Here is a 21,292-nt window from a genome sequence, read left to right as displayed (position 1 = left end):
GCGCCGGTCTCCGCCGGACGGGACGCGGGCGCGGCGCGGTGGCGCCGGCAGGCGTGCCGCGATGAGCGAGCTGCGCTATGACGGGCGGGTCGCCGTTGTCACCGGTGGCGGGCGCGGGCTGGGGCGGGCGTACGCGCTACTGCTCGCCGCGCGCGGCGCGACCGTCGTGGTCAACGACCTGGGCAGCAGCGTGCGCGGCGACGAGGTGGTCGGCAGCCCGGCCGCCGAGGTGGTCGGCGAGATCGAGGCCGCGGGCGGCACGGCCACGGCCTCGACCGACTCCGTCGCCACCCCCGAGGGCGGGCAGGCGATCGTCGACACCGCGCTGGAGCGCTTCGGCCGCCTCGACATCCTGATCCACAACGCGGGCAACGTCCGCTACGGCTCCCTGCGCGACATGCCCTACGCCGATTTCGAGGCCGTGCTCGACGTGCACCTGCGCGGCGCGTTCCACGTGGCGAGGGCGGCGTTCCCGGTCATGGCCGACGCGGGCTACGGCCGGGTGGTGCTCACCTCGTCCATCGGCGGCATCTACGGGAACAAGAACGTCGCGAACTACGCGGCGGCGAAGTCCGGCGTGCTCGGCCTCTCCAACGTGATCGCCCTGGAGGGCGCCGAGGCGGGCGTGACCAGCAATGTCATCGTCCCCGCCGCGGTCACCCGGCTGGCGGACGGGCTGGACACCTCCGCCTACCCGCCCATGGGCCCCGAGCTGACGGCACCCGCCGTCGGCTGGCTCGCGCACGAATCCTGCTCGGTCAGCGGCGAGATCTACGCCGCGGTGGCCGGGCGGGTCGCGCGGCTCTACCTCGCCGAGACCGCAGGGGTGTACCAGCCCGCCTGGACGGTCGAGCAGGTCGGCGAGCGCATCGACGAGATCCGGGACACCGCGAACTCCTGGATCCTGCCCACCGCAACCGGGCACGTCGACCATTTGACGAGAAGTTTCGCGCTGGCCACGGAGGGTGCGCAGCATGTCGGTTAAGGTTTACGAACGCATCATCCAGCTTTTCGAAGCCGAGGGCATCAATACCGTATTCGGTATTCCGGACCCGAACTTCGTGCACATGTTCCACCTCGCCGAGGAGCGCGGCTGGAACGTCATCGCCCCGCACCACGAGGAGACGGCCGGGTTCATGGCCGAGGCGGTCTCCCGGATGACCGGCAAGGCCGCGGTCTGCATCGGCACGCTCGGGCCGGGCATGGCGAACATGGCCGGCGCCATCCAGTGCGCCAAGGTGGAGAACTCCCCGGTCATCTTCCTCGGCGGGCAGCGCGCCCGGATCACCGAGCAGCGGGTGCGCCGCGGGCGGATCCAGTTCGTCAAGCAGGCCGAGCTCTTCGCGCCGTCGGTGAAGTACAGCGCGAGTATCGAGTACGCCGACCAGACCGACGAGATCATCCGCGAGGGGCTGCGCCGGGCACTCACCGGCACCCCCGGCCCGGTCTACATCGAGTGGCCGAAGGGCATCATCCAGGAGGAACTGGATGTTCCGGAACCGCTGCCGCCGCACCGCTACCGGCTGATCGGGCAGACCGCGGGGCAGGACCGGATCGACGAGGCGGCCGAGCTCATCCGCGCCGCGAAGCAGCCGATCCTCATCGTCGGGCACGGCGTGCACACCACAAGGGCCGGGGAGTCGGTGCGCGCGCTGGCCGAGCTGATGGCGGTGCCGGTGATCCAGACCTCCGGCGGCACCTCGTTCATCGAGGGGCTGGAGGACCGCACCTTCGCCTACGGCTTCTCCCCCTCGTCCATCGACGCGGTGGTCAAGTCCGACCTGGTGCTCGCCGTCGGCACCGAGCTGGGCGAGCCGGTGCACTACGGCGTCGGCAGGCACTGGGTCGCCGGTGAGGCGAACCGGAAATGGATTCTGGTGGAACAGAATCCGGAGGCGATCGGGGTGAACCGCCCGATCGACGTCCCGCTCGTCGGCGATCTCCGCGCCATCGTCCCGCAGCTGGTCGCGGCGCTGAAGGACACCCCGCGCACGGCGACCCCCGAGCTGGCGGGCTGGATCGAACAGGACGCCGCGCGCCTCGCCGAGCTGGCCGAGACCGCGCCGTCGGGGCAGGCGCAGGTGCACCCGGCCCGGCTCATCGTGGAGGCCACGAAGGCGTTCCCGCCGGAGGGCATCATGGTCCGCGACGGCGGCGCCACCACCATCTTCGGCTGGACCTACTCGCAGGCCAAGCCACGCGACGTGATCTGGAACCAGAACTTCGGGCACCTCGGCACCGGGCTCCCCTACGCCATCGGCGCCTCGGTGGCCGAGGGCCGCAAGCGCCCGCTCATGCTGGTCACCGGCGACTCCTCGTTCCTCTTCCACATCGGCGAGCTGGAGACCGCGGCCCGGCTGAACCTGCCGCTGGTCTGCGTGGTCGCGGTGGACTACTCCTGGGGGCTGGAGGTCGGCGTCTACAAGGGGCTCTTCGGCCAGGGCTCGCTGGAGACCGGAACGCACTGGAGCACCGAGACCCGCTTCGACAAGATCGCGGAGGGGTTCGGCTGCTACGGCGAGTACGTGGAGCGCGAGGAGGACATCGCGCCCGCGATCAAGCGCGCCTACGCCAGCGGGCGGCCCGGCGTCATCCACGTCGTGGTCGACCCGAAGGCGAATTCCGAGGAGATGCCGAGCTACGACGAGTTCCGCACCTGGTACGCCGAGGGGATGCAGTGATGCGCGCGACGATCCTTGTCCCGACCCAGGCAGGAGCTGCCCATGCCTAGCACCGACCCGACCCGGGATCGCCCCACCTTCTTCATCGACGGGCAGTGGGTAGCCCCGCAGAGCCCCGAGGTGTGGCAGGCGCTCGAGGCCGCCACCGGCGAGCCGCTCGGCACCGCGGCGCTCGGCGGCGAGGCCGATATCGAGGCCGCCGTCACCGCCGCGAACGCGGCGCACGAGCGCGGCGAGTGGGCGGGCGCGAGCCCCGCCGAGCGGGCGAAGGTGCTGCACCGCTTCGCCGACGCGCTCGCCGCCCGCGGCGAAGCCACCAGCGAGCTGGTCAGCAGGGAGATCGGCATGCCGATCGGGCTCTCCCAGGTCTTCAACGGCCAGGCGCCCGCGCACCTGCTTCGCCAGTACGCCGACCTGGCCGCGGGCACCGAGTTCGAGGAGATCCGGCCGAGCGCCATGGGCTCGACCCTCGTGCGCCGCGAACCGGTCGGCGTCGCCGCGGTCATCACGCCGTGGAACTACCCGCAGGCCAAGGCGCTCATCTCGATCGCGCCCGCGCTCGCGGCGGGCTGCACGGTGGTGCTCAAGCACTCCCCCGACGCCGCGCTGGATTCCTATGTGATCGCCGAGGCGGCCGAGGAGGCCGGGCTGCCGCCCGGCGTGCTCAATATCGTGCTCGCCGATCGCGGCCCCGCCGCGCTGCTCACCCGGCATCCGCTGGTGTCCAAGATCGCCTTCACCGGCTCCACCGCCTCCGGCGCGCAGGTGGGCGCCGAGGGCGGGCGCGGGTTCAAGCGGATGACGCTCGAGCTCGGCGGGAAGTCCGCGGCGATCGTGCTCGACGACGCCGACCTGGACGCCTTCGTCACCGGCATCGGCACCGCCTCGTTCATGAACAACGGCCAGACCTGCACCGGCCAGTCCCGCATCCTCGCCCCGCGCTCGCGCTACGACGAGGTCGTTGCCGCGCTGGCCGAGTGGGCCGCCGCCCAGACCATCGGCGACCCGCTCGACCCGGCCGTCACCATCGGCCCGATGGCGAGCGAACGCCAGCTCGCCACCGTGCGCCGCTACATCGAGCTCGCCCGCGCCGACGGCGCCCGGCTGGTGCACGGCGGCGGGCAGCCGGCCGGGCTGACCAGGGGCTGGTTCATCGAACCGACCGTCTTCGCCGACGTCGCCAACACCGACCGGATCGCCCGCGAGGAGATCTTCGGCCCCGTCGTCACCGTCATCCCGTACACCGACGAGGACGAGGCCGTCGCGCTCGCCAACGACAGCGATTTCGGCCTCGCCGGGTCGGTCTGGACCGCCGACGAAGACCGCGGCCTCGGCATCGCCCGCCGCATCCGCACCGGCACCATCGGAATCAACTACTACGTCAACGATTTCGACGCACCCTTCGGCGGCGTCAAGGGCAGTGGGATCGGGCGCGAACTCGGGCCGGAGGGGTTCCACGAGTTCCTCGAGTACAAGTCGATCTACGCGAGCGGCGCGCTGCTCGCGCAGTAGTGGATCGAGCCGCCGCGGCCACGTGACCGGCAGTCGTCGTCTACGCGGCTTCGACCGATTCGGCGGGCGGGCGCCCGGGGCCGGCGTACGCGTCCACATACGACTGACCGGTGCGCGCGCCGATGGTGTGCATGAGGAGATCGGTGGCGGGGCGGACTCCGATACCGCGCGGCAGGCTCAGCGGCGGCAAGATCTCGATGGTGACGCGGCGGCGGCGCCACGGGGTGCCGGGGGCGGTGCCGGTGATGGCGACCGGGACGAGCGGGGCGCCGGTGGCGATGGCGACGCGGACGGCGCCGGTGCGGCCGCGGTAGAGGCGGCCGTCCGGGGAGCGGGTGCCCTCGGGGTGGATGCCCCAGGCGCGGCCCCGCTCGATCAGCCGGACGGCGGTCTCCAGGGCCGGGGCCGCGGTGCTGCCGCCGCGGCGGTCGACGGGGATCTGGCCGGCAGCGGTGAAGAACCAGCGCTTCCAGCCTCGGAAGTACTCGCGTTTGGCCAGGAAGGCGACCTGTCTGCGGGCCGCGAGGGTCAGGTAGAAGGAGTCGACGACGGCCAGGTGGTTGGCGGCCAGGATCACCGGACCTTCGCGCGGAATATGCTCGCGGCCCTCGATCTTCGGCCGCCCGTGCAGGTACAGCGCGGGACCGATCAGGACGTGGCGGCACAGCCGGTAGAAGCACGCGCTCCGGAAGGACATAGACAGTGTCTACCCGATGCTGGGAGACACTGTCCACATGACCGCTGAGGACACCAGGTCGGCGCTGGTCCGCGCCGGCGTCGAGCTGCTGGAGGAGACCGGCTCGGCCGATCTCGGGCTGCGCGCCATCGCGCGCAGGGCCGGGGTCTCGCACGGGGCGCCGCGGCGCTGGTTCCCCACCCATCGACTGCTGCTCGCCGCCGTCGCCGAGGAGGGGTTGCGGGATCTCGGGTGGCAGTTGAGCGCGACGGCCGACGGCGGGATCGCCGCGATGGCACGGGCCTACGTCGCGTTCGCGCGCGAGCGGCCCGCCATGTTCACGCTGATCTTCCGGCACGACCTGCTCGTCGGCTCCGGCGCGGAGCTGCGCACGGTGTCGCGCCCGCTCTTCGCCTGGTTCACCGGATTGGTCGGCGACGAGGAGACCGCGGCCGCGCTGTGGGTCGGCATGCACGGCATCGCCGTCCTCGCCTCGACCGGTTCGCTGGCGCTGATCGCGGACGGGGTGGACGAGGACGCGCTCATCGAGCGCGTGGTGCGCAGCAGCGCGGGGTGACGTCAGCCCCGCACGCGGCGGGCGAAAAGCGCGGCCGCGGCGACGTAACCGGCGACGGCGAGCCCGGCGCACCACAGCACGGCGGGCAGCACGTCCCCGCCCGCACCGGTCAGCGCACCGCGAACGGCTCCGAGGATCGGCGTGGCCGGTTGATGGTCGGCGAACCCCCGCAGCCACCCCGGCATGGTCTCCGTGCGGACGAAGGCACCGCTGACGTAGGGCACGAACATGATGGCGTAGGTGAAGCCGCCCGCCGCTTCGGGCGTGCGGGCGAGCAACCCCATCGCCACCGCGATCCAGGTGACGGCCACGACCAGCAGCAGCACGATCCCGGCGGCCGTGAGCAGCCCGGGAAGCCCCGCGGTGCTCCGGAAGCCGAGCACGGAAGCGACGCCGAAGACCACCGCGACAACGCCGAGATTCCGCGCCACCCCCTCCAGCGCGTGCCCGGCGAGCAGCGCCTGCCGGTAGATCGGCAGCGTGCGGAAGCGGTCGACGGCGGCGCCGCGCACGTCGGTGGCGACCCCGGTCGCGGTGATGGAGGCGCCGAAACCGGTGCAGAGCAGCACGATTCCGGGCAGCACGTAGTCCAGGTACGGCATGCCGACCTGGATCGCGCCGCCGAAGACGTAGACGAACAGCAGCATGAGCAGGATCGGCAGCAGCGCCGAGACCAGCAGCGTGTCGCGGCCGCGCACGGTCCGGCGCAGCGCGCGCCGGAACATGACGAGGGAGTCGGCGCACCCGGCCGCGAAGCGGTTCACCGAGCGGCGGCCTCGACCAGGTCGGCGGCGCGCTCGGCGGCATCGGAGCGCGCCGCCAGCCGCCCGGCCAGCTCGCGGGTGCGCGCCACCGTCTCCGGCTCGAGCAGGGTGCGCACCCCCGCGGTGAGCCGGTCGGCGTCGAGCTCGGCGAACGGCAGGTGCACCCCGACCCCGAGCCGCTCGACCTGCCCGCCCCACATGGGCTGATCGAAGGAGACCGAGCAGACCAGCGTCGGCAGCCCGGCCCGGAGGCTCTCGAAGGTGGTGCCGATCCCGCCGTGGTGCACCGCGGCGGCGCACCGGGGGAAGACGATGTCGTGCGCCAGCGGCCCGACCACCCGCACCGCGTCGCCGGACTCGGCCTCCGCCGCGTCCAGATCGCTCCACCCGGCGCTCACCAGCGCGCGCCGCCCGAGCCGCTCGCTCACCTCGGTGACCATGGCGAGCACCTGGTGGGTGTCGCGGATCGGCATGCTGCCGAAGCCGAAGTAGACCGGCGGCTCCCCCGCGTCGATCCAGGCGAGCAGCTCGGTGTGGTCGTCGGCCAGCTCGCCGACGGCCTCGCGGGCCGCGCGCGGCAGCGCGAGGAAGCCGACCAGCGGCCGCCGATCGCCCCAGTCCTCGGCCAGCCCCGGCACCAGCGCGGGGTCGTAGATCTGCACCTCGCGCACCCCGCGCTCGGCGCACATGGCGGCCGGGCTCTTGGTGGTCTTGCGCAGCCCGAGCTCGCCGCGCAGCTGGTTGAGGTAGCGCAGGAAGACCACGCGCCGCAGGTTCTCCGCGACCGACCAGGTGGCCCGGTTCACCGCGGCGGGCGGCCGCCAGTGCGGCGGCAGCGCGCCGGGGAACGGATACGCGCCGGTCTTGCGGCCGGGGAAGCCGTGCAGCGTGACCAGCCCGGCGCCGGAGGCCTCGGCCACCGAGACCGCCCGGTCCTCGGTGAGCAGGGTGGAGACGATCACCTCGGCGCCCGCGCAGACCTCGATGACCTCGCGGTTCATCCGCTCCGCGTACTCGGCCATCTGCTTGCCGACCAGCTGCATGAGCCGCAGGCTGCTGCCCGCGGCGAGCGCCCGCTGCCCCTCCTCGGAGGAGTAGAGCTGCTGCACGTCCGGCCCGCAGGGCTGCGCCTTCAGCCCGGTGCCGGCGGTGAAGTCGACCAGGTTGGGCGGGGCGCCGACGATCACCTCGTGGCCGCGGTCGCGCAGCGTCAGCCCGAGCGCGACGGCGGGCTGCACGTCACCTCTGGTCCCGGTCAACGGAATTGCGATCTTCACACCAGTTCCCTCACTACCGTGGCCGTATGCACATCGCGCTGTTCACCGATTTCCACCCCGGGACCGTCGGCGGCATCCAGACCTCGGTCGCCGCCCAGTACCGCGGTGCTCGGCGGCTCGGGCACCGCGTCACGGTATTCACCGCGCCCGGTCCGGAATCTACCGAACCGGACCCGGAGCTCGTGGTCCTTTCGCCGGTGCGCGCGCTCTCGGTCAACGGCTTCGCCGCGGTGCTGCCGACCCGGGCGAACGCGCGGCTGATCGACGCGGTCTTCGCCGAGCGCGGCCCGGTCGACATCGTGCACACCCAGACCACCTACGGGGTCGCCGTCGCCGGGGTGAAAGCGGCGCGGCGGCACGGCATTCCGCTGGTGCAGACGATCCACAGCCGGGACGACGTCTTCATCCAGCACACCTCGCCCGCCCCCTACCCGGCGGCGCTGGTGATGCGGGCACTGCACAACAGCGTGCTCCCGCATCGGGGGCGGATGCCGCGCAATCCGGAACCGCGGGCCGCCCGGCACGCCTGGCACACCATGATCGCGCAGGCGCAGGCCGCGGACGCGGTGATCGTGCCGTCGGCGCACTTCGCCGAGCGGTTGCGGGCGCACGGACTGGCCGGGCGGCTGCACGTCGTCTCGAACGGTGTCGACGACGACCTGCTGGACGAGCCGGGAGCGACGGTACCGCCCGCCGAGGAGCGGAGAGCGGCCGACAGCTCCGGAGCCACCGGCTCGGGGCACGATCCCGACGGGGCCGGACCCCTGCGCGTGCTCTGGTGCGCCCGCCTCTCGGCGGAGAAACGCCCACTGGCCGCGATCGAGGCCGTACTCCGGGTGCCCGGCGCCGTACTGGACGTCTACGGCGACGGCGACCAGCTGGCGGCCGCCCGCGAGCTGGCGGGCGACGACCCGAGAATCCACTTCCACGGCGCCCGCGCACAGCGCGACTGCCTGCGAGCCATGCGCGACCACGACATCCTCCTGTTCCCCTCGCTCGGCTTCGACACCCAGGGCATGGCGCTGCTCGAGGCCGCCGCGACGGGGTTGCCGGTGCTGTACTGCGACGCCGCGCTCGGCGAATCGGTGCCCCCGGGCGGCGGCATCCTGACCGCCCCCGAACCCGCCGCCATCGCCGCCGCCCTCCGCGCACTGGCGGAATCGCCCGCCGAGCTGGAAACCCTGCGCGACGCCGTCACCGCGACGGAGTTCTCCGCCCGCCAATCCGTGCTCAGCACCGAGCTCATCGGCATCTACACCGACCTGCTCACCGACCCGCCCGGCGCCCGCATGCCGCGCACCCCCGCCGAGGTGCCGACAGCCCCCGGCCGGCTCCCCCTGCTCGGCCACAGCATCGCGGCGCTCCGCGACAGCCTCGGCTTCGTCCGCTCCCTGGCCGCCGTCGGCCCGGTGGTGCGCGTCTACCTCGGCCCGCGCCCGGCCTACGTCCTCACCACCCCGGAGCTCGTCCGGCAGGTCGGCTTCGGCACGGCGGGCGAATTCCACCGCGACGACCTGCGCGCCGCCATGCACGAGGTGGTCCGCGGCGCCTCCAACGTCCTCTCCGGCACCCCGCACGAACTGCGCCGCCGCATGATCGCCCCCGCCCTGCGCCGGCGCCGCCTCCAGGACTACGCGGCCGTCACCGCGGCGATCGCGGACGACTGGGCCGAGGCCCTGCCCGGCACGGTGAACCTGATGGAATCGGCGCACGCCCTCGTCCTCGACACCATCTCCGCCACCCTCTTCACCGCCGACTTCGGCGCCGCCGCCAAGGCCGAGGTCAGGCAGAACATTCCGTGGCTGCTGGCCCAGGTGGTGCAGCGCGCCGCCCTGCCCGACGCCGTGAACCGGGCCAGGTTCCTCGCCGACCGCAGGTTCGCCGCCAAGGCCGCGGCGCTGCGCGGGGAGATCGGCGCGGTGGTGCGCGCCTACCGCGCCGACGGGCGGGACCACCGCGACGTGCTCTCGGCGCTCATCGGCCACGTCGACGCGGAGACCGGCGCCACGCTCGGCGACGAGGAGATCGTGGACGAGCTGATCCTCATGCTCGCGGCCGGCGTCGGCTCCACCGCCTCCATCCTGGCCTGGGTCTGGTACGAGACGCTGCGCTCGCCTGATATCCGGAAAGCCGTTCGCGCCGAACTGGATACGGAGGTCGGCGCGGGCCCGGTCGAGCCCGATCACCTGTTCCGGCTGCCGTACCTGCGCCGGGTGATCCTGGAGACGCTGCGGTACTGGGGGCCGTGGGTGAGCACGCAGAACGCCGACGGCCCGGTCACCTTCGACGGCCTCACCCTGCCGGACGGCGCCATGATCGTCTACAGCCCCTACCTGGTGCACCACGATCCCCGGTACTACCCCGACCCCGCCCGCTTCGACCCGGAGCGCTGGGCCCCGGAGCGGGTGGATGACATCGACCGCAAGGCGGTGCTGCCCTTCGGTGTCGGCGCCAGGCACTGCCCCGGCAACAATTTCGCGCTGCTCACCATCACGCTCGCCACCGCCGCGCTCTTCACGCACTGGGACCCGGTGCTGGACAGCGGTTACCGCGTGAAACCGTCCAGCGGGGATTTCGTCGCGGCGCCGTCCCGGCTTCCGGTCACGCTCCGACCGCGGACTGGGCGATGAGCACCGCGTAGAGCCCGAGGATGAACAGCACCGGCGGTCCCAGCGGGAACTCCGCCCCGCGGAGGAACCGCAGAGCGCCGGAGGCGGGCAGCAACGCCAGCGGCAGCACCAGCGACCCCACGGCGAAGCGGGCGCCCCCGAACTCCCACGGCCGCACCAGCGCCAGCTCGGCCCCGACCGCCAGCGCCACGAACAGCAGCGACACGGCCGTGCTTCCCCGCGCGCCGAGCACGTTCGAGTAGTAGTGCTCCCCCGGCCGCGGCTCGTGCGCCGTCTTCCGCGCGAACTCGAACTGCAGGAACGCGCCGGCGAAGATCAGCGCGGCGGGGGCCAGCCGCCAGAAGCCGGCGTTCAGCCCCTCGGTGTCCAGCACCGAGACCAGGACGTAGGCGGTGACCAGCAGCTGCACCGGGTAGGTGACCACCAGGTTGACCAGGATGTCGTCCCGCACCCACGCCGAGACCCGCTCCAGCCCCCACAGCCCGAGCCCGTAGAGCAGCACCGCGGCGATGGCGAGCGCTGATCCCGCCGAGAGCAGCAGGCTCCCGGCCACGGCGAGGACGGCGATGACCGCCATGCCGATCCGCAGGTCGGTGGCGGTGACCGCCCCGGTGACCAGGGGCCGGTCGGGGTTGTGCACCCGGTCGTAGGCGAGGTCCTTCTGCTCGTCCACCATGCGCAGGTAGAGCAGCACGATCGCGACGATCAGCACCCGGAGCCCCGTCGACCAGGACGGTCGCCACGGCGTCTCCGGCGCCGCGAGCAGGGCGAGGGTGGCCTCGAGGGCGAAGACCCACAGGACGCCGTAGAGCAGGTAGTGCGGCTTGTACATGACCCGGGTGAAGTGGGTCAGGCGGGCGAAAGTGCCGGTCACCCGGGTTCCCGGCCGTCCAGGAAGGTCAGCTCGATCTCGGCGGCGGTGGCTTCCTGGGCGATCACGCAGCGCACCGTGGTCAGGTCGCCGGTGCGGGCGGTGATCTCGGCTCGGCATTCGGTGCGGAGGTCGAGTTCGGCGAAGCGGTCGAAGCGGCTGGTGACGGAGAGGAGTTGCGGGTTCGCGGATTCGGCGTTCAGCAGGGTGAGGGCGCTCTGTCTCGCGGCTTCCAGGAGGACGCTGCCGGGCACGTGGTCGAGGTGGTGGTCGAAGAGGAACGGGTGCAGCGGGTCGACCGCCAGCGGTACCCGGACGGCATCGCCGATCCGCGGCGCGGCACCGGCCCGCGCAGGGGCCCCGAGCTGTTCGGGGGCACCGACGATCACGTTGCGCCGGTTCTCCCGGCCGACCGCTCCGGGCGGTACCGGCTCGGCGGCGACCGTCGGGCCGGGGGCGGGCGGGAGTTCGAGGCTCTGCCGGAAGGCGCTGCGCAGGCGGGACCAGCGGTCTGGGGAGGTCCAGGAGAAGGAGCCGTCCACCGTCATCAGGGGACCCGCGGGGCAGGAGATCTCCAGGATCATGTCCATGCCGCAGACCGCGCCCGCCTGGTGGTGCACGCGCGGGACATCGACCGCGAGAACCAGATTCGTGGGGTCGGGGGTGCACTCCCAGGCGACTCCCCGGACACCGGTGCCGTTGAAGGTGCGGACCAGGAACGCCGAATCCAGCGGTGCGCCGAAGAACTCGTGGGTGAGCGCGATCGATGCCTGGCGGGCGGTCTCCATGATGAGCAGCGGGTCGTGCAGACGGGCGGGGGCGCCGGTGTGGTCGCCGTAGTAGGCGTGCATTCTCGGGAGTTGCGCACCGGCCAGGTAGCCGCCGGTGTCCCGGCCCGCGAGCGAGGTGACGAAGACCTCGGCCACGGCGGCGCGGTGGGTCAGCTCGCGGCGTATGGGTTGCTGGTGGGATACGCCGGCGACGACGGCTTCCAGGCTCATCCGAATTTCTCCGTCCAGTCGGTGGCGGTTACCGGGCGCAGGGTCTGGGCTTCGGTGCCGGTGCGCATGGGCAGTACCTGGGAGCCGAGGACTATCGCCGACCACGGGTCGACCGGGGTGCCTCGGGTCAGTGCGGTGTCGAGCAGGGTGGGGTAGTCGTCGCTGTCGGATGCACCGAGGTCGGCGCGGATTCGCTCCAGGGCGGTGCCGGGGTCGAAGGAGCGTTCGGGGGTTCGGGCGTACAGCTCCTCGGCCAGTGCGCGGGCTCGATCCGCCGGTACGGGCGGGGCGACCGGCGCATCGCCGACGGCTGCTATGACCTCGGCGCGGGCGTGTTCCGGGAAGTAGATGGCGAGTTCGCGGAGGACGTCGGCGGGATCGTCGGGGGTGTGCACCAGGTTGAGGAGGTAGTTGTCGCGGCCGAGGAGGTGGCGCAGCTCGCCGGGGCGGCGCTTGCGCGGGTCGGTCGGCCCCTTGGCGCGGGCCAGCCGGAGGGAGACCGGGATGGGGTCGTCGGGGGCGGTGACGACGAGGAGCAGGGCGTCGGAGATGCCGACGAGCAGGTCGGCGAGGCGGCGGCGCTCGGGCGAGGCGATGTTCCAGGCGTAGTACCAGAGGGCGCGGGCCAGGTGCCGGTTCACCGGAACGACCTCGGCGGCGATCACTCGATACCCGTTGTCGTGCAACCACTTCAGGGCGGGGTCGACGGCGCGCGCGACGATCGCGTCCGGTTTCAGCAGCAGCATGGAGTGGCCGATGGCGAAGGCGGCCGGGTCGAGCCCGAGCCGCTCGAGCTGCTCGACGCTCTCGGCGACGTAGGTGTCACCGCGGTAGGCGGCTACCTTCTCCGGCTGCGGGGTGAGCCGGGCCAGCAGCGCCCCGAGCGCGTCCCCGCTCACCGCCTGCTCCCGGCCAGGATCTCCTCGATCGAGGGCAGCGGGTCGCCCAGGTAGCCGACCTCGAGGCAGTGGTCGAGCAGCAGCCGCAGGTACTCGGCGCCGGACTCGGGCGCCGGGCACAGCACGTCCGCGGCGCGGGTGTCGAAGCGCAGCCTGCGGACGAAGTAGCTGGTGTAGAGCGCGCCGATGCGCCGGTAGTACTCGCGCTCGATCGGCGGCAGGTCGGTCTCCGCGAAGGTCGACTCCGGGACGAAGGTCGCCACGGCGAACGACGGGTACTCGGCCAGCACGTCGGAGACCTCGCGCAGGGAGAGCGTGTCCCGCCCGACCGCGTGCAGCGTCCGGCCGCGCACCCGGTCGAAATCGAGTGCGGCGGTGGCGATCAGATCGGCGACGTGGTCGACCGGGGCGAGGCTCAGGGTGGCGTCGTAGCGGCCGGGGAGCGAGCGCAGCTTGCCCTCGACCATGAGCTTGAGCACGGTGTACAGGTTCTTGCGGTCGCGGATGGCGCCGGTGTCGCTCGCGCCGGTGACGATGCCCGGCCGCACCACGGCCCAATCCGCGCCGGACTCGCGGACCAGCTGCTCGGCCCGGTACTTGCTCGCCTCGTACCCGTTGCCGAAGGTCTGGCCGTGCTCCAGCTCGTCCTCCAGCACGGTGCCGCCACGCATGCCGCAGACGTAGGCGGTGCTCACGTGCACCAGCGGGACGGCCCATCGCCTGGCCAGCGCGAGCACGTTCTCGGTGCCGCGGACGTTCAGCTCCGCGTACTGCCGCTCGGTGGCGTCGAAGGCGGTGGTGGCGGCGCAGTGCACGATCAGCGCGACGCGGCCGTCGAGATCGGTCGCCGCGCCGCCGAAGCCGGGCTCGCGGATGTCGCCGGAGAGCCGCTCGTCCGGTTCGAGGAGGGTGCCGTCGTTGCCGACGATGGCCGACGCGGCGTGCAGCAGCGCGATCACCGGGCGGCCCGCGGCCCGGAGCCGGGCCACCACCTCGGCGCCGACCAGGCCGCTGGCTCCGGTCACCAGCACGGCGCCGGTCACGCGGTGCGCTCCGCGAGCGAGGAGCCGATCAGTGCCTCCACCTGGCCGACCCGGAGCACGCCCGCGAGCTGCTCGGGTTTGTACCCGGGCAGGCCGAAGCTGCGCTCCAGGACGACGGTGAGCTCCATGAGCCGCAGCGAGTCGTAGCCGAGGTCCTCGATGAGGCGGTGCTCGGCGGTGAGCTCGGCGGCCGGGCGCGGCGCCATGGCGGCGACCAGTTCACGGACCCGCGCGGCCGCGGTGGGGTCGCTCATGCCTGCGCTCCTTCCCGGAGATGCGGTTGCTGCCCGCCCGAGGCGAGCAGGTCGCGCGCCTCGTCCAGCGGGAGGTCGGTGTTCAGATAGCCGGCGATGCGCAGCCAGTCGTAGCCGATGGCGAGGGTGCGGCGCCACTGTTCCCTCGAGTCGAAGGAGGCGGGGAAGTCGGTGCCGCCCGCGACCCGGCGGACCAGTGCCACGAAGTCGTCGAGCAGGGCGAGGGCGGAGGTCGGATCGCCCGCCCCGTCGAACCGCGCACCCTGCGCGGTCGCGAGCGCGCCGAGCAGCTCGGCGCGGTGCTCGGCGGCGGCGGGCAGCAGCCGCTCGAGCGTTACCGCGGCCGCGACGTCGGCGGGCAGCGGGTGGACGCCGAAGGCGGAGAGCAGCACCCGGACCGCCATGGCGAGCATGCGGTGCGCCGCGACGCCTGCGACCGCCCACTGCCCGTCCTTTACCGCACCGGCCAGATCCTCCCTGGCGTTCTCCAGCACGATGTTCGACCACACCAGCCGCAGCGCGCACTCGGTGAAACGGCGCGCGGGCAGCGGCGAGAGCGTCACCGCGGCTCCGCTCCCCGCCGCCCCGCGCACGCCGAGCGCGGGCGCGGCGCCGTGCGGAACCGGGGTGTACGGCCGGACCGGGTCGCACATGGCGAGTGCGGGGTTCAGCACCCCGGCTCCGCGCCACTCGACCCCGACGAATCCGAGCCGCACGAACTCCGCCAGCTCGGCCCCGATCGCACCGCCCCGCTCCAGCACCGCGGCCACCGGCCGCCGGAACACCACCGACCGCCAGGCCCGCGCCGCCTCGTCGGCGAGCACGAACACGTCGTCCCCGCGCAGCACGTGCACCCGATCGCCGATCTGCCAGGTGGTCACCCCCGGACGCCGGGCGAAGCGCAGCTGCCCCGGGTCGTCCGGCACCCCGTCGACCCCGAGCTCCGCCGCGAAGGCGAGCGACTCCGCGACCCCGGACGGCACCCGGGCCGCCCGCGCACGCCCCTCGGAACCGGCCCGTGCCAGCTGCTCGGGCAGCCACTTGCTCTCCAGATAGGTCTCCCCCGACCGCGCCGCCCACCCCTTGAGCGCCTGGTTCACCCCGTCCCTCGCCCACTCCAGCGCCTCGGCGTCGGCGCCGAGCGCGCGCCAGAGCACGGCGTACCGCAGCGCCTGCCGGGCCCGCTCGCTCCACCAGCCGGAGAGCCGGGCGGCGAGTTCATCGACCGGGAGCAGAGCGCGCAGCGCGTCGAGGTCCACCGCGGCCCCCGACCGGACGACGGTGGCACCGAGGAACCGCTGGCACCGGTTCAGCACGTCCTCGCCGAGCGCCGAACCCTCGGCGACGGTGACCAGCTGCCGGTGCAGCTGGGCGACCGAGCGGGTGCGGATCTCCACCCGCCGCCCGTCCACGAAGAGCACGGTCGGCAGCGTCGGCAGCTCCTCGTCGCCCGCCGCCACCACCAGGAAGTCCACGTCGGAGCCGGCATTGCCGAACCCCTCCGCCAGCGACCCCTCGAACAGCACCGCCGCCCCCTCCGGCACCCGCACCTGCCGCAGCGCCGCCTCCAGTAGCCCGGCCACTCGCTCCGCGGGCAGCGCCGGCCCCGGCCGCGCTCGGGCCGCGCGCGATTCGCGCCCATCCGCCCCGACCACCGATGGATCCGGCTCGTAGACTTCACTGCCCGGAATCCCACCCGAACGGAACAGCTCCCACATGTGCCGCCGCCGCGGCTTCCCGCTCGAGGTCCGCTGAATGATCCCGCGCGGCCCGGTCACGATCCGCACGGTCTGCGCGGGCCCCAGCTCACCGCGAATGATGTTGTGCGCCTTCGCCAACCACTCCCCCGGCGCCGACTCGGCGAAGAGCACGATCCCCTGATTCCCGGCATCCGGAACCGCGACCGCCGCCAGCTTCCCCTTCGTGATCCCGGCCTCCTGCGCCACCCGGGACTCGATGTCCTCCATGAACACCGGCTTGCCCCGCACCTTCAGGCTCGACCCCATCCGCCCCAGCACGAAAACCTCACCGCGATACAGGAACCCGGCATCCCCGGAGTACAGCACCCCGCCCTCGATCCGGGTGGACGAGGCGGGCCCCGGCGGCCCGGAGTACCCGAGCGCCACCGACCCGCCGACCACCGTCATCTCGCCCAGCGTGCCGTCCGGCAGCTCGACACCCGCCGAATCGACAACGCGCACCGTCGATTCCGGTGTCGAGAAGCCGAGCCCGGTGATCCACCCCGTCCCCTCGACGCTCGCCCCGTCGCGCAGCTCCGCGACCTCGAGCACGGGGACCGGCGCACCGAACCGCAGCCCGGCCGTGTCCACCCGCAGCGCGGTGATCGGCCGGTCCCGCGCCGACGAGGTCACCATGAGCGTCGACTCCGCCAGCCCGTAGGCGAGCGTGTACGCGCGCGTGGAGAAGCCGAGCGGCCCGGTCAGCGCGGCGAAGGAGCGCAGGTCGGCGAGCTCCACCGGCTCCGAGCCGACCGCGAGCGTGCGCCAGCCGGAGAGATCGAGCCCGGCGATCTCCTCGGCCCGCACCCGGTGCGCCACGTACCCGAGCGCGAACGACGGCGACGGCGAGTGCTGCGCCTTCGTCATGGCGCGCAGCCAGCGCGCCGGGTCGCGGACGAACTGGTCCGGCCGCATCAGGTACAGGTCGCCCTGGTTGGTGACGGTGGTGAGGAACGCCCCGACGAGCCCCATGTCGTGATAGAGCGGCAGCCAGGAGACCATGGCCTCGCCCGGCCGCCAGTCCACCAGCCGCGAGATCATGCCGACATTGGTGGCCAGGTTGGGCCAGCTCACCCGGACCCCGCGCGGCGTTCCGGTGGAGCCGGAGGTGAACTGCAGCAGCGCGCACTCGTCCGGGTCGGAGAACTCCCGATCGCCCGCGGCGGGCAGGGTCGCCGGGTCGACCACAAGGGGTTCGTCGGTGCGGCCCGCGGCCGCGTGCGCCTGGCGGGCGAGGTCGGCGAACTCGACCGAGGTCACCACCAGCCGCGGCTGCGCCTGCTCCAGGATGGCGGCGACGTGCGCGATGTACTGGCCCAGGTCGCCGAAGAGCGGCGGCGCCACCGGCGTGAAGATCCCGCCGCAGGCCCAGACCGCGTAGAAGGCGGCGGCGCAGGGGAACCCGGTCGGCATGATGACGCAGACCCCGGCGCCGCCGGGCAGCCCGCGCTCGCGCATGAGCGCGGCGATGGACCAGCTCAACTCGGCGAGCTCGGCGTAGCTGCGGTACTCCCAGCCGTCGCCCTCCTCGGCGAAGTAGACCCCGGCGTCGGTGGCGGGGGCGGCCAGCCAGTCCCGGATCGTCGCGACGTGCTCGTCAGGCTCCACTCTCGGCTCCTCCTCCGGAGAGCACGGTGACCGTGCCCGCTGTCCCGTCCACCCGGATCCGCATCCCGGTCCGCAGCCTGCGGGTGCTGCCGGGCACCTGCACCACCGTCGGCACCCCGAGTTCGCGCGCCACGATCGCCACGTGCGTGAGCGGGCTGCCCCGCTCGATCACCAGCGCCGACGCCGACGGCAGCGCCGCCACCCAGCCCGGGTCGGTGCGGTAGGTGACCAGGATGCCGCCCGCCACGTCGCGCGGTTCGTCCACCACCACCGCGTAGCCCTCGACCACGCCCGCCGCCGACGGGATGCCGCCGAGCACGTCGCCCGGCTCCGCCGCCGGGATGTCGGTGACCGGGACCCAGCCCTGCGCTGCCAGCGCCGCCGGCGTGAAATCCGTTCCGCGCGTCTCGAACCGGGCCGGGGCGACCAGCGCGGCATCGGCGGTGCGCGCGACCCGCCGCGCGGCGATCCGGTCGCGCAGCTCGGGGGCGGGCGCGCTGTCGTAGCACTCGCACAGCTCGTCGACGGTGAGCGTGAAGACGTCGGTGAAATCGTCGAGCACGCCGCGCGCGGCGAGGTCGCGCCCCATGGCCCGGATCATCCGCTTCACCATGCCGAAGGCGCGGGTGCGGCAGAACCGCAGCCGCTCGCGGTGCGCGGCGCAGCGGGTGGTCTTGGCCCGCGCCCGGTCGTAGATCCGGCGGCGGATGCCGCGCAGGTGTTCGTCCAGGTAGGCGTCGGGGTCGATGGTGTCGGAGCCGGGGACCGCGGTGCCGTCGGCGCCGATCCGGCCGAGCGCGGAGCGCAGCATGACGAAGAGCCCGGCCGGGTCCTCGCGCAGGTCGGGGATCTCCAGCTTGAGCTCGTCCAGGCTGCGGTAGCCGTAGCGGTCGAGGTAGTCGTCCACCTCGTGCAGGAATTCGCGGTGGCCCGCTTCCCGCAGGGCGGCGAGGGTCTGCCCGGGGTCGGTGCCGCGGACCAGTTCGGCGACCGCCGTGTCGGCGTACGCGCGTTCGGCGAGGTCGGTCATGGCGCGGGCCGGTTCGGCCGACTCCACGTCGGCGCCGGGCCCGAGCAGGGCGTAGAGCAGCGATTCCGGCGCGCGCGGCAGGAACAGCTTGGTGAGCAGGAACATGGTGCCGGTGAGGGTGAGCAGGATGGCGTCGAGCACCATCATCGGGCCCCACCGCTCGACCAGGTCGCGGTCCACCTCGCGGTAGGCGGCGTACGCCTCGGCGCCGCCGGTGTACTCGACCGCCTCGTAGCGGTCGTAGACCCGGTAGAATTCAGCGCTGAACGCCGCCATCATACTGTCGATATCGCGCAGCCTGCGCCGATAGATAACAGCCGTGCGCAGCCGGGAGCCTGCTCGGCGCAGCGGGGAGCCGAAGGTGAAGGGGCGCAGGGTCTTCGCGATCTCGTCCGGCAGCGGCTCGGCGACGCCGAGCGCCGCCTCCAGCACCTTGCGGTTCAGCGGGTAGCCGGGTGCTATGCCGACCATGCGGTACCAGTGCAGCAGGTTGTAGTACACCCGGCCGTTGAAGCGGCCGAGCAGGTACGGGGTCCACGAATCGAGCTGTCGCAGTTGCGGTTCCGGCACACCGAGCGACTCCGCGTAGCCGCGGTACACCCGGCCGTAGATGCCGGCCGCCACGGTGAAGGTGAGCGGCGAGGTGATGCCGTTGAAGCTCTCGATGATGTTCGAGTTGTCCCAGATACGCAGCTCGCCCGCGGGCACGTCCTCGCCCGCGCCCTGGTCGAGCGCCTGGTCGAGGGTGCGCGGCGGGGCGCCGATGGTGGTGATCGGGCGGGCCTGCAGGAACCACAGGCCGTCGGCGTCGACGGCCCACTCGATGTCCTGCGGGGAGCCGAGCGCGGCGGCCAGCTCGCGGCCGTGCCGGGCGAGGTCGGCCAGCTCGGCGGCGTCGAGCACCTGGGCTGCCCGCCGCTCGGCGGAGACGTCGACGGCCTGTAGACCGTTGCCGGGGCCGGGCAGATACTCCTGCTCCTTGGCGCCGACCGTCAGCTCGAGCACGGCGCCGGACGGGTCGATGACGGCGGTGTCGGCGTCGACGGCGCCGGAGACCAGCCCCTCGCCCAGGCCGTACACCGCGCTGACCACCAGCCGGTCGGCGTCGCCGGTGACCGGGTCGACGGTGAAGAGCACGCCGCTCGCCCGCGCCGCGACGAAGCGCTGGAGCACCACCGCCAGCTCGGTGATCGGCGGCCGGTCGCGGGCGAAGGCGTAGCGCACCGCCCGCTCGGCGAAGCCGGAGGCCCAGCACTGCCGCACCCGCTCGGCCACCGCCTCGGCGCCGGTGACGTGCAGGAAGGAATCGAACTGCCCGGCAAAGGAATCCGCGCCACCGTCCTCGCCGACCCCGGACGAGCGCACCGCGACGGTCCCGCCGACCCGCCCGTAGGCGGTCTCGATCACCGCGAGCACCTCCGCGGGCAGCGCCGCCTCGGTGACAGCCTTGCGCAGGTCGGCGGCGGCGGTCAGGGCGGAGTCGAGATCCGGGGCGCCCGCGAAGGCGGCGAGCCGCTCGCCCAGCCCGGCGGCCGCCAGGAATCCGGCGAACACCTCGGTCCCGAGCACCGTCCACTCCGGCACCCGCGCCCCGGCGGCCACCAGGGCCCGCAGCCCGGCCGCCTTCCCGCCGCCGCCCGCTCCGAGCACCTCCAAGACGCCTCCCAGCCACCCGCGCGACGTGATTCGCTCGCTCGAGTAAACCCGACGAGCGCCCTGTTTATCGGGGAATGGGTCGGAGGGTCCGCCCCCAGAGTTCCGGGCATTGCCGGGATCGGCCACGGGTGTGCAGCGCCGCGGCCGATAGCCGCCAGCATGGGCGATCGGCCACCCGCAGAGTCGAACCATGCACGCACGCGAAGACCTGACCTTCCCCGCCGGCGCCGAGCACTGCGCGAGCTGGTGGTACCCGCCGCGCGGCGCCACCGCACCGGCGCCGGTCGTCGTCATGGCACACGGCCTCAGCGGCACCCGCCGGGACCGGCTCGGCGCGTTCGCCGAGCGCTTCGCCGACGCCGGCTGCGGCGCCCTGCTTTTCGACCACCGCGGCTTCGGGGAGAGCGGCGGCGAGCGCGACCTGTTCGTCCCCGCCCGCCAGCTCGCCGACTGGCACGCCGCCATCGCCTTCGCCCGGTCACGCGGACAGGCGGACCCCGAGCGGATCGTCACCTTCGGCTCGTCCATGGGCGGCGGGAACGCGCTGGCCGCAGCCGCGGCCGACCTGCGGATAGCCGCGGTGATCAGTCAGGTGCCGTTCCTCGATATCCGCACCCAGGCCTACCGCGCCGCCACCTCGGTGCGGTTGCGCATGCTGCTGGTCGCCGCCCGCGGTGGTCACCTGCCCGCCGTCGGCCGGCCCGACGAGCCCGCCTTCATCAATGCCCCGGACAGCGAGCGGGGGTGGCGCCGGGTCGTCGCCACCGGCGAGGATTCCCGGTGGCGGAACCGGGCCAGTGCGCGGTGGCTGCTCGGGCCCGCGTTCCGGCCGATCCGCTCGGCCGATGGGCTGCACTGCCCGTGGCTGGTCTGCGTCGGTGGCGCCGATCGGGTTGCCGCGCCCGGCCCGGCCATCCGCGCCGCCCGCAGCGCGCCACACGGGGAGCTGCGGATCTACCCCGGGGTCGACCACTTCGACATCTACGACGGCCCGGCGCACGAAGCGCTCGTCACCGACCAGCTCGACTTTCTGCATCGGCACCTCGGGACGACCGGACTGCGGTAACGAGCGGA

General features: G+C 73.3%; 16 protein-coding genes. 6 read left to right on the top strand and 10 right to left on the bottom strand.

Annotated elements, in window-relative coordinates; all coding sequences use genetic code 11:
• Nucleotides 1-61 precede the first annotated feature (61 nt).
• Genes LTT61_RS29540 through LTT61_RS29530 form a run of 3 tightly spaced genes read left to right on the top strand, consistent with a single transcriptional unit; the run spans nucleotide 62 to nucleotide 4,193 of the window.
• A complete protein-coding gene (locus LTT61_RS29540; RefSeq protein ID WP_233017282.1) occupies nucleotides 62-985 on the top strand; it encodes an SDR family NAD(P)-dependent oxidoreductase in 924 nt (307 codons plus the stop codon).
• On the top strand, nucleotides 975-2,681 hold the full coding sequence (locus LTT61_RS29535; RefSeq protein ID WP_233017281.1) for a thiamine pyrophosphate-binding protein: 1,707 nt from the start codon (nucleotides 975-977) through the stop codon (nucleotides 2,679-2,681). The genes LTT61_RS29540 and LTT61_RS29535 overlap by 11 nt, the downstream gene beginning before the upstream one ends.
• 42 nt (nucleotides 2,682-2,723) lie before the next feature.
• The gene (locus tag LTT61_RS29530) at nucleotides 2,724-4,193 is read left to right on the top strand and encodes an aldehyde dehydrogenase (protein ID WP_233017280.1); all 1,470 of its coding nucleotides are present in this window, start codon (nucleotides 2,724-2,726) and stop codon (nucleotides 4,191-4,193) included.
• A gap of 40 nt (nucleotides 4,194-4,233) precedes the next feature.
• Here LTT61_RS29530 and LTT61_RS29525 read toward each other — a convergent pair whose 3' ends face one another.
• On the bottom strand, nucleotides 4,234-4,890 hold the full coding sequence (locus LTT61_RS29525) for a lysophospholipid acyltransferase family protein (RefSeq protein ID WP_233017279.1): 657 nt from the start codon (nucleotides 4,888-4,890) through the stop codon (nucleotides 4,234-4,236).
• A 37-nt stretch (nucleotides 4,891-4,927) separates the two neighbouring features.
• On the opposite strand from LTT61_RS29525, the gene LTT61_RS29520 reads away from it, so the two are divergent.
• A complete protein-coding gene (locus LTT61_RS29520; RefSeq protein ID WP_233017278.1) occupies nucleotides 4,928-5,446 on the top strand; it encodes a TetR/AcrR family transcriptional regulator in 519 nt (172 codons plus the stop codon).
• Between the two features lie 2 nt (nucleotides 5,447-5,448).
• On the opposite strand, the gene LTT61_RS29515 is transcribed toward LTT61_RS29520, so the two are convergent.
• Entirely contained in the window at nucleotides 5,449-6,210 is a 762-nt protein-coding gene (locus LTT61_RS29515; RefSeq protein ID WP_332909214.1) for an ABC transporter permease, read from the bottom strand.
• Entirely contained in the window at nucleotides 6,207-7,487 is a 1,281-nt protein-coding gene (locus LTT61_RS29510; protein ID WP_233017277.1) for a glycosyltransferase, read from the bottom strand. The genes LTT61_RS29515 and LTT61_RS29510 overlap by 4 nt, the downstream gene beginning before the upstream one ends.
• Before the next feature lie 26 nt (nucleotides 7,488-7,513).
• Here LTT61_RS29510 and LTT61_RS29505 point away from each other — a divergent pair, with 26 nt between their 5' ends.
• The gene (locus LTT61_RS29505) at nucleotides 7,514-10,117 is read left to right on the top strand and encodes a cytochrome P450 (RefSeq protein ID WP_233017276.1); all 2,604 of its coding nucleotides are present in this window, start codon (nucleotides 7,514-7,516) and stop codon (nucleotides 10,115-10,117) included.
• Here the strand turns inward: LTT61_RS29505 and LTT61_RS29500 are convergent.
• The 7 genes from LTT61_RS29500 to LTT61_RS29470 are packed head-to-tail and all read right to left on the bottom strand — an operon-like array spanning nucleotide 10,089 to nucleotide 20,212.
• Entirely contained in the window at nucleotides 10,089-10,991 is a 903-nt protein-coding gene (locus tag LTT61_RS29500) for a hypothetical protein (protein ID WP_233017275.1), read from the bottom strand. The genes LTT61_RS29505 and LTT61_RS29500 overlap by 29 nt on opposite strands.
• Nucleotides 10,988-11,989, bottom strand: a complete 1,002-nt coding sequence (locus LTT61_RS29495) for a ScbA/BarX family gamma-butyrolactone biosynthesis protein (protein ID WP_233017274.1) — start codon at nucleotides 11,987-11,989, stop codon at nucleotides 10,988-10,990. The genes LTT61_RS29500 and LTT61_RS29495 overlap by 4 nt, the downstream gene beginning before the upstream one ends.
• Complete coding sequence (locus LTT61_RS29490) at nucleotides 11,986-12,888, bottom strand: nucleoside-diphosphate kinase (RefSeq protein ID WP_233017273.1); 903 nt, start codon at nucleotides 12,886-12,888, stop codon at nucleotides 11,986-11,988. The genes LTT61_RS29495 and LTT61_RS29490 overlap by 4 nt, the downstream gene beginning before the upstream one ends.
• A complete protein-coding gene (locus LTT61_RS29485; RefSeq protein ID WP_233017272.1) occupies nucleotides 12,885-13,931 on the bottom strand; it encodes an SDR family oxidoreductase in 1,047 nt (348 codons plus the stop codon). Before LTT61_RS29485 ends, LTT61_RS29490 begins: the two co-directional genes overlap by 4 nt.
• Entirely contained in the window at nucleotides 13,928-14,185 is a 258-nt protein-coding gene (locus LTT61_RS29480; RefSeq protein ID WP_233017271.1) for an acyl carrier protein, read from the bottom strand. Before LTT61_RS29480 ends, LTT61_RS29485 begins: the two co-directional genes overlap by 4 nt.
• Nucleotides 14,182-17,532 carry an AMP-binding protein gene (locus tag LTT61_RS29475; RefSeq protein ID WP_233017270.1) on the bottom strand — a complete coding sequence of 1,117 codons (3,351 nt, stop codon included), beginning with the start codon at nucleotides 17,530-17,532 and terminating at the stop codon, nucleotides 14,182-14,184. The genes LTT61_RS29480 and LTT61_RS29475 overlap by 4 nt, the downstream gene beginning before the upstream one ends.
• Entirely contained in the window at nucleotides 17,522-20,212 is a 2,691-nt protein-coding gene (locus LTT61_RS29470) for a phosphoenolpyruvate synthase (protein ID WP_233021249.1), read from the bottom strand. Before LTT61_RS29470 ends, LTT61_RS29475 begins: the two co-directional genes overlap by 11 nt.
• 196 nt (nucleotides 20,213-20,408) lie before the next feature.
• Here LTT61_RS29470 and LTT61_RS29465 point away from each other — a divergent pair, with 196 nt between their 5' ends.
• Entirely contained in the window at nucleotides 20,409-21,284 is an 876-nt protein-coding gene (locus LTT61_RS29465) for an alpha/beta hydrolase (protein ID WP_233017269.1), read from the top strand.
• Nucleotides 21,285-21,292: the final 8 nt, after the last annotated feature.

Source organism: Nocardia asteroides, assembly GCF_021183625.1.
GTDB classification, from domain to species: domain Bacteria; phylum Actinomycetota; class Actinomycetes; order Mycobacteriales; family Mycobacteriaceae; genus Nocardia; species Nocardia asteroides_A.
Note: the sequence above shows the minus strand (reverse complement) of the source record. Positions and strands in the feature narration are given on the sequence as shown.